This window comes from Corallococcus llansteffanensis (assembly GCF_003612055.1).
GTDB lineage: Bacteria > Myxococcota > Myxococcia > Myxococcales > Myxococcaceae > Corallococcus > Corallococcus llansteffanensis.
Window position 1 is genome coordinate 1 of the sequence record NZ_RAWB01000472.1, and the last position, 7774, is coordinate 7774.

General features: G+C 71.0%; 5 protein-coding genes. 4 read left to right on the forward strand and 1 reads right to left on the reverse strand.

Features of this window, described 5'->3' with window-relative positions; translation table 11 throughout:
* Together D7V93_RS32285 and D7V93_RS32290 are read left to right on the forward strand one after the other, a co-directional pair.
* On the forward strand, nt 1–889 hold an 889-nt coding region (locus D7V93_RS32285; protein WP_147451453.1), incomplete at its 5' end, for an NAD(P)-dependent alcohol dehydrogenase.
* Entirely contained in the window at nt 886–1416 is a 531-nt protein-coding gene (locus D7V93_RS32290; RefSeq protein WP_120647040.1) for a DUF4334 domain-containing protein, read from the forward strand. The genes D7V93_RS32285 and D7V93_RS32290, both read left to right, overlap by 4 nt.
* 45 nt (nt 1417–1461) lie before the next feature.
* Here D7V93_RS32290 and D7V93_RS32295 read toward each other — a convergent pair whose 3' ends face one another.
* Nucleotides 1462–5076 (reverse strand): FG-GAP-like repeat-containing protein, encoded by a 3615-nt coding sequence (locus tag D7V93_RS32295; protein ID WP_158623910.1) that lies wholly within the window; start codon nt 5074–5076, stop codon nt 1462–1464.
* Between the two features lie 234 nt (nt 5077–5310).
* On the opposite strand from D7V93_RS32295, the gene D7V93_RS32300 reads away from it, so the two are divergent.
* Both D7V93_RS32300 and D7V93_RS32305 read left to right on the forward strand, forming a co-directional pair.
* Entirely contained in the window at nt 5311–6654 is a 1344-nt protein-coding gene (locus tag D7V93_RS32300) for a hydroxymethylglutaryl-CoA reductase, degradative (RefSeq protein ID WP_167509524.1), read from the forward strand.
* A partial coding sequence (locus D7V93_RS32305) for an MMPL family transporter (protein ID WP_147451454.1) occupies nt 6651–7774 on the forward strand: 1124 nt, incomplete at its 3' end. The genes D7V93_RS32300 and D7V93_RS32305, both read left to right, overlap by 4 nt.

A 7774-nucleotide genomic window follows, 5' to 3' on the forward strand; every position in this document is an offset into this window, starting at 1 on the left:
CTTCGTGCCCGGCGACGCGGTCCTCCTCAGCTACTTCTCGTGCCGCGCGTGCGGCACGTGCGCGCGCGGACATCCCGCGTATTGCGAGCGGGGGGCGCAGGGGAACTTCTCCGGCGCGCGGCTCGATGGCTCCTTTCCCATGCGGTGGCGCGGTGAGCCGGTCCGCTCGAGCTTCTTCCACCAGTCGTCGTTCGCCACGCACGTGCTGGCGCACCAGCACAACGCGGTGAAGGTCCCCGCGGCAGCGCCGTTGGAGCTGCTCGCGCCGCTGGGCTGTGGGTTCCAGACCGGGGCGGGCGCGGTGCTGGAGGCGTTCCGGCTCCAGGCGGGGCAGCAGCTCGCCGTCTTTGGCGCGGGCTCCGTTGGCCTCGCGGCCATCATGGCGGCGCGGGTCGCGGGCGCGGCGCGCATCCTCGCGGTGGACCTCAGCGCGGAGCGGCTGGAGCTCGCGCGGGAGCTGGGCGCCACCGACACCTTCCTCGCGGGTGAGCCCGAGCTCACGAAGGCGATCCGCAAGCGCACCCGGGGCGGGGTGGACTTCGCGCTGGAGTGCGTCGGCTCGCCCCAGGTGTTGCGCCAGGCGTTCGACGTGACGCGACCCCTGGGCACGTGCGGGTTGCTCGGCCTGCCGGAGCGCGACGCGGCGGAGGTCTCGCTCCCGATGACGGCGCTCCTGTCCGGGAAGCGGCTGGTGGGCATCCTCGAGGGAGACGCCGACCCGAAGGCCTTCCTCCCGAAGCTGGTCGCGCTGCACACGGCAGGAAGGTTTCCGCTGGAGAAGCTGGTCCGCCTCCATGACTTCGAGGCAATCAACGACGCGGTCCACGAGATGGAGACGCGCACGGCGATCAAGCCGGTGCTGCGCATGCACGGAGGAGGGACGTCATGACCCTGGATGAAGCAGAGAAGGCGGGGCGCATCCGCGCGGAAGAGGCGCTGGCGTTGTTCGACAGCCTGCCCACGGTGGACCTCGCGTTCATGCGCGGCACGTGGAAGGGCAGCGAGCTCCAGACGGGGCACCCGATGGACGGGATGCTGGGGGCGACCGGCTGGTACGGCAAGCAGTTCGTCGACGCGGAGAGCGTGCACCCGCTGCTGTTCTTCACGGAGGACCGCGCGGCGGTGTTCCCGGTGGATCCGCGCAAGTGGCCGTCGCCGACGGTTCGCGGTCCCGTGGGCCCGCACCGGGCGGACGTGGAGACCGGGAAGTTCAAGGCGAGGCTGCGGATGACGGAGTACCGCGGGCAGCTCAGCGCGACGATGATCTACGACGACTGGCCGACGAACGACGTGTTCCGGAAGGTCGATGCGAACACGGTGCTCGGGGTGATGGACGCGCGAGGGATGCCAGCGCCGTACTTCTTCGTGCTGCGCCGCGATGCGGACGCCCCTCCGGGAGGCCCGGTCCCGGGCTGAGCCGGAACCGGGCCGCGGAAGGTGTCCGCCTGCGCGTGCCCCCTGTCAGGGCAGGCAGATGTTCATCACCAGGGTGGCGCTCTGGGCGTCGTCATCCGCGAGCGCCAGGTCCGGCAGTCCGTCCCCGTTCCAGTCGGCAATCAGCGCGTCCCGGACGGTCCTTCCCCAGGCCGGCCTGGGCCCGGGCGAGGTGGCTCCGGCGGCCTGCTGGAGCACGATGGCGGTCTCGCGGTCGCTGAACGAGAAGAGGTCCACCCGGCCGTCGCTGTTGAAGTCGTCGGTGAGGATGCGGCTGCCCCCGCTGGTCCCCACGGCGGCTCGCGGCGTCCGGGAGGGTTGGCGGCTGGCATCGAAGGTGAGGAACCCCAGATCGCGGGTCTTGAGCACGAGTCCGACGAGCCCCTGTCCGTCCAGGTCCGCGCGGCCCATGGCCCAGAGGTTCACATCGCCGGTGAACGTCGTCACGCCGGTGAGCGTGCCGTCGCCCCGGCCCCAGAGCACGTGGACCAGGCCCGTCGTGATGTCGGGCGTTCCCCGGCGCAGCACCGCCAGGTCCATGTGTCCGTCCCGGTCCAGGTCCGCGGCGAGGAGCTCCGAGGACAGGCTCGCGGCGGTGACCTTGTAGTCCACCCGGGGCGCGAACCGCCCGCCGCCCACGTTGAGCCACAGGCTCAGTTGGATCTGGTTGTAGATGAGCGGGCGCAGCGTCACGAGGTCGAACCGGCCGTCCTCGTTGAGGTCCACCTTGATCAGCTCGCCCGGGCTGGGGGCCTCGCTGTAGCGCTCGGCCGGACTGAAGGCTCCGTCCGCCGAGCGCTTGAAGACGACCAGTTGGGTCTGGGTGTCCGCCGTCGTGCTCGACACCGTGGTGATCGCCGCCAGGTCCTCCTGGCCATCCTCATCCAGGTCCCCAGCGATGAGGTCCTGCACGCCGCCGGTGAGCGTGCTCCCCGTGGGGGGCACGAAGACCGGCGCCAGCAGCGCGGTGCCGCGAGCCCCATTGCCAGACAACGACAGGGCAATGGCATTCTTCTCCTGGATGCCCGCGGCCAGATCCGCGGCCCCGTCCCGGTTGAAGTCCGCGCTGGCAAGTCCCGCGGGCTTGCCTTCCAGCCGCAGGCTTTCAGGCGTCAGGGTGCCTCCCCAGAAGATGCGGACGTCCGGGGAGCTGCCCGTGAGGGCGACATCCTTCTGGCCATCCCCGTCGAAATCGCCCACGGCGGGAGCGTCCCCCTCGCCACTGAAGCCATAGGTCATGATGGGCGCGAAGGGCGGGGTGGACGTGCTGCCCCGCATCAGGTTCAGCCTTCCACCCCAACCGTTCGTCCAGAAGAGGTCGCTCAGGCCGTCCGCATCCAGGTCCGCGACGACGGGGTAGGAATACAGGGAGCCCGCGGGCGCGGGGAGCGCGTACTGGGTCAGCAGGCCCAGCGTGCCCGCGGAGGAGCTGTAGACGCGCACCTTGTCCGGCGCCACGATGGCCAGGTCGTCCAGCGCGCCATCGTGATCGAAGTCCCCGACCGCCGTGTCCCCGAAGCAATAGGGGCAGGGGGCATACAGGGGAGTCTTGAAGGAGCCGGTCCCGGTGCCGTTGGCCTGCACGACCCGGTTGTTGGCGTTGTCGATCCGGGCCTGGTCCAGGAACCCGTCGCCGTTGAAGTCCGCGACGGCCGGGCAGTTGTCCGAGGAGGAGACGACGGTCGTGGGCAGGGAGAAGCTCCCATTGCCCACGCCACGGTAGAGGAGGACCTTCTTCTCGGTGGTGTGCACGAGGACATCCAGCGTCCCATCGGAGGTGAAGTCTCCGGTCCGGAGGCAGTTGAGGCCGACATTCACGGCCAGCCTCGTGGGGATGGGCGCCTGGAAGGCCCCGGCGCCAGTGCCCGGGAAGACGACGAAGCCGCCCGCGGTCGTGCTGTCCTCTTTCAGGATGGCGGCGACATCCAGCTTCCCATCCCCGTTGAAGTCCGCCACGGCGGGCGGTAGGTCGCTGAACGACGAGCCCGCGGAGACGGAGGGCGCAAGCCGGGTCAGGGAGCGGCGGACCCCGCTGGCGAGCACGACGAGGCGGTAGCCGTTGCCCACGACCACGTCCGAGCGTCCATCGCCCGTGAAGTCACCGGCACCCACGAAGCTGCGCGCGTCGTTGAAGAAGTACCCGGAGGCCGGCGCGAAGGAGGGGACCTCGCAGGCCAGCGGGGTGACATGGCGCTGAGAGACAGGGGCGGAGGCGCGGCCGGCTCCCGCGGAGTTGAGAGCTTTCACCTGGAAGCGATAGGTATTGCCAGACACGAGGCCCGGCACGGTCGCGACGAGCGTGTCCGCCGCGACGGTGACGGAGCCGCCTCCGGGCGAGGCGGTGACCTGGTACTCCGTGACGGGGTCTCCGGCGGGCGCGCTCGCCGGGTTCCAGCGCACGACGGCTCCCTGGTCGGTGGAGGTGACGCGGACATCCGTGGGCGCCCGGGGCTGCGGGCGCGTGAGGAGGGGGCCCATCGAGGCCGGTGGGCCTTCACCCACCCCGCTCAGCGCGCTCACGGTGAAGGTATACGGCGTCTCCAGCGCGAGCCCGGAGATGGAGGCGACCAGGAGGCTCGCGGGGACCGTGCGCTCCGCGCCCGGGGGCGTGGACGTCAGCTTGTAGTAGGTGACTGGAGCGCCTCCGTCAGAGGCGGGCGGACGCCAATCCAGTTCGACGTTTCCCTGGTGGAAGACGCCCGTGAGGTTGATGGGCGCGGAAGGAAGCGACGGCGCCGTCACGGCCCCGGACGTCGCGGCAGGCCCGGTGCCCGTCGCGTTCTGCGCGGCCACGCTGAAGGTATAGGTGCCGCCATTGGAGAGGCCCGCGACGGTCGCGTAGGTCGAAGAGGACGAGGCCGCTTGGGTCCGCCCGTCCGGATGCGTGGTGATGAGATACCCGGAGATCGCGCCGCCTCCATTGCTGGCGGGGGCCGTCCACCGCACGGTCGCGTAACGGACGCCCGCCGTCGCCGTCACGTTCTGCGGCACGCTCGGCAGCGCCGCGGGCTTCAGCGTGCCCGACGAACCTGAAGGCTGTGAATTGCCCACCGCGTTGGTGGCCAGCACCGTGAACGTGTACGTCTGTCCATTGGTGAGTCCGGTGACGACGAAGGACGTCCCCGGGGTGACATACGTCTGCCCTCCCGGAGAGGCGGTGACGGTGTAGCTCTGGATGGGCTGTCCCCCATGCGGCGGTGCGTACCAGCTCAACTGCACCTGCTGGTCGCCGGACTTCAACGCGCCCCAACTGGGACTGGAGGGCACGTCGAAGGTGCGCACGTAGGCGGATGCGCTCGAAGTCTGGCGGGTGCCATCCGCGAGGATGGGCGTGACGGTGAACTTGTAGTTCGTCCCGTTCGCCAGCCCCGTCACCAGGGCGCTCCGGGCCGTGGGGCCCGTGACGACCTTGGCTCCTCCGGGCGTGGCCACGACTTCAAAGGAGGCAAGGGCGCTGCCCGTGGTGTCCGGCGTGTAGCTCCAGGAGACGGTCATCTCCCGGATGCCCGCGACCGCGGTGACACCCGAGGGGGCTGCAAGGGATTGCTTCTGGGAGGTGACGGCGGAGGACGTGTCAGCTCCACATCCGACCGTACCGGCTCCGATGAGGGTCATCATCAGGCACAACAATGCAGTTCGCATTCGCGTGTGTTCTCCAGTCATGCGGGCTGTCAGGAATTGAAAACAATACTCCTCCCGTCTGACATGGCTGAGGCCTTGGCTTGCCAGTCAAAGGCCTGGCGCTGCACAGGAAGAAGGCCGTGCCGTCCGGTCCTGGATCGCCCCAGGGGATGAAATCCCCGCTGCCCCCTGTGCAACGGCTCCGGCCGTCACCAGTTCCCAGGTGCGTCACGGGTCGAGCGAGGGGGGACACGTATGTCGGGAGTGGTGGACGATGGATTGCCGGCGGTCGCGCTGGACATGCCGACCTCTCGCCTGCCGGGGTTCCACCGCCGCAGCGTGGACGCGCGGTGGCGGGAGCTGGCGCAGCGGGGAGATGTCTCACCGGAGGAGCTGCGCGTGCTGCGGGCGCTGGGCGCGCCGTCCTTCGACATCGTCAACCAGATGATCGAGAACGCGGTGGGCGTGTTCGCCCTGCCGCTGGGGCTGGGGTTGAACCTCACCGTCAACGGTCGCGACCACCTGGTGCCCATGGCGGTGGAGGAACCGTCGGTGGTGGCGGCGGTGTCCTTCGCGGCGAAGGTGGTGCGCGAGGCGGGCGGGTTCACCGCGGACGCGGACCCGTCGATGATGATTGGCCAGGTGCAGCTCACCCGCTACGGCACGCCCGAGGTCGCCCGCGAGCGCGTGCTGGCGGGAAGGGAACAGCTATTGGCCCTGGCGAACAGCTTCCACCCGGCGCTCCAGCGGCGGGGGGGCGGCGCGCGGGACGTGCAGGTGCGCATCCTGCCCGCGCCGGAGGGACCGCAGGGCGAGCCGCTCTTCATCGTGCACCTGCTGGTGGACACGCGGGAGGCCATGGGCGCCAACCTCATCAACACCATGGCGGAGGGGGTGGCGCCGCTCGTCGAGCAGCTCACCGGGGGCCGCGTCTTCGTGCGCATCCTGTCCAACCTCGCCGACCAGCGGCTGGCGCGCGCCTCGTGCCGCATCCCCGTGGAGGCGCTGGCGGACTTCGACCTGCCGGGTGAGGCCATCGCCGAGGGCATCCTCCAGGCAAGCCGCTTCGCGGAAGCCGACCCGTACCGCGCGGCCACGCACAACAAGGGCGTGATGAATGGGATTGACGCGGTGGCCATCGCCACGGGCCAGGACTGGCGGGCCATCGAGGCGGGGGCGCATGCGTATGCGTGCCGCCTGGGCCGCTATGGCCCGCTGTCCCGCTGGACGCTGGAGCAGGGCCACCTGGTGGGGCGCATCGAGCTGCCGCTGGCGCTGGGCATGGTGGGCGGCGCCACGAAGGTGCATCCCGGCGCGCGGCTGGGGCTCAAGCTGCTGCGCGTCAGCACCACGCGCGAAATGGCCCAGGTGTTCGCGTCGGTGGGGCTCGCGCAGAACTTCGCGGCGGTGCGCGCGCTGGGCTCGGTGGGCATCCAGAAGGGACACATGGCGCTGCACGCGCGGTGTGTCGCGGTGACGGCCGGCGCGCGGGGACTGGACGTGGAGAAGGTGGCGCTGATGCTCGTGGAGCGCGGCAGCGTCAAGGTGGAGACCGCGCGGGAGCTGCTCGCGTCCTTCCAGGAAGGGCCCTCGCCATGAGCGACCCGGCGGGGGCCGCGGCCTCCCTGTTCACCCGACTCGCCGGGGGCGTGCACCGGCACCGGGGACGGGTGCTCGGGGGCGCTGGCGTGCTGCTCGCCCTGGCGGTCTGGGCGCTGCTCCAGGGTGGGCATCTCACCACCGGGACCATCGAGGGCACCGAGTCCGCGCGGGCCGAGGCGCTGGCACGGGGCGCCGCCGCGGGGGCGAACGACCAGACGCTGGCGGTCATCTTCCACCGCGACGACTGGACGACGGACGAGCCGCGCTTCTCCCAGGCGGTGGCCTCGGTGCTGGCGCGCGTGGAGCAACTGCCCGAGGTGGAGTCGGTGGTGTCGCCGGTGGGTGCGCCCGAGGCCTTTCGCGCCCGCTTCGTGGCGAAGACGGGCCACGACCTGCTGGCGCTGGTGCGGCTCAAGGGCGGCGAGCGCGAGGCGACCGCCGCGTTCCCCGCCGTGCGCGAGGCGCTGGAGGCCCCGGGCTTCCAGACGACGCTCACCGGCAAGGTGGCCTTCGTGGCCGCGCTGAATGAGCTGCTGGAGCACGACCTGCTGCGCGCGGAGCTGCTCTCGTTCCCGCTGGCGCTGCTGGTGTTGCTGTGGGTGTTCCGCACCGTGGTGGCCGCGATGCTGCCGCTGGTGGTGGGCGGGCTCGCGGTGCTCTGCGGCATGGCGGGCGTGCTGCTGCTGTCGCGCGTGACGAACATGGCGCAATACACGCTCAATGTCGTGTCGCTCATCGGGCTGGGCGTGGCCATCGACTATTCGCTCTTCATCGTGAGCCGCTTCCGCGCCGAGCTCGCGGAGGGCCTGACGACGGAGCAGGCGCTGAGGCGCACCCTGGACACCGCGGGACGGGCGGTGGCGTTCTCCGGGCTGGCCGTCACGGTGGGGCTTGGGGGCCTGCTCTTCTTTCGCGGCTCGTACCTGAGCGCCATGGGGTTGGGGGGCGCGCTGGTGGTGGCCTTCGCGGTGCTCTTCGCGCTCACCGTGCTGCCCGCGCTGCTCTCCTGGCTGGGGCCGCGGGTGGACAAGGGGCGGCTGCCGTTCGCGCGCGGCGCCGGGCGGGGCGGCCTCTGGCATGCGCTGGCCACCTGGGTGATGCGGCATCCCTGGAGGGT

Bases quoted from the DNA above. Each gene is read 5' to 3' on its own strand.
- D7V93_RS32290 (WP_120647040.1), top strand. From the start codon at position 886: ATGACCCTGGATGAAGCAGAGAAGGCGGGGCGCATCCGCGCGGAAGAG.
- D7V93_RS32295 (WP_158623910.1), bottom strand. From the start codon at position 5,076: ATGCGAACTGCATTGTTGTGCCTGATGATGACCCTCATCGGAGCCGGT.
- D7V93_RS32300 (WP_167509524.1), top strand. From the start codon at position 5,311: ATGTCGGGAGTGGTGGACGATGGATTGCCGGCGGTCGCGCTGGACATG.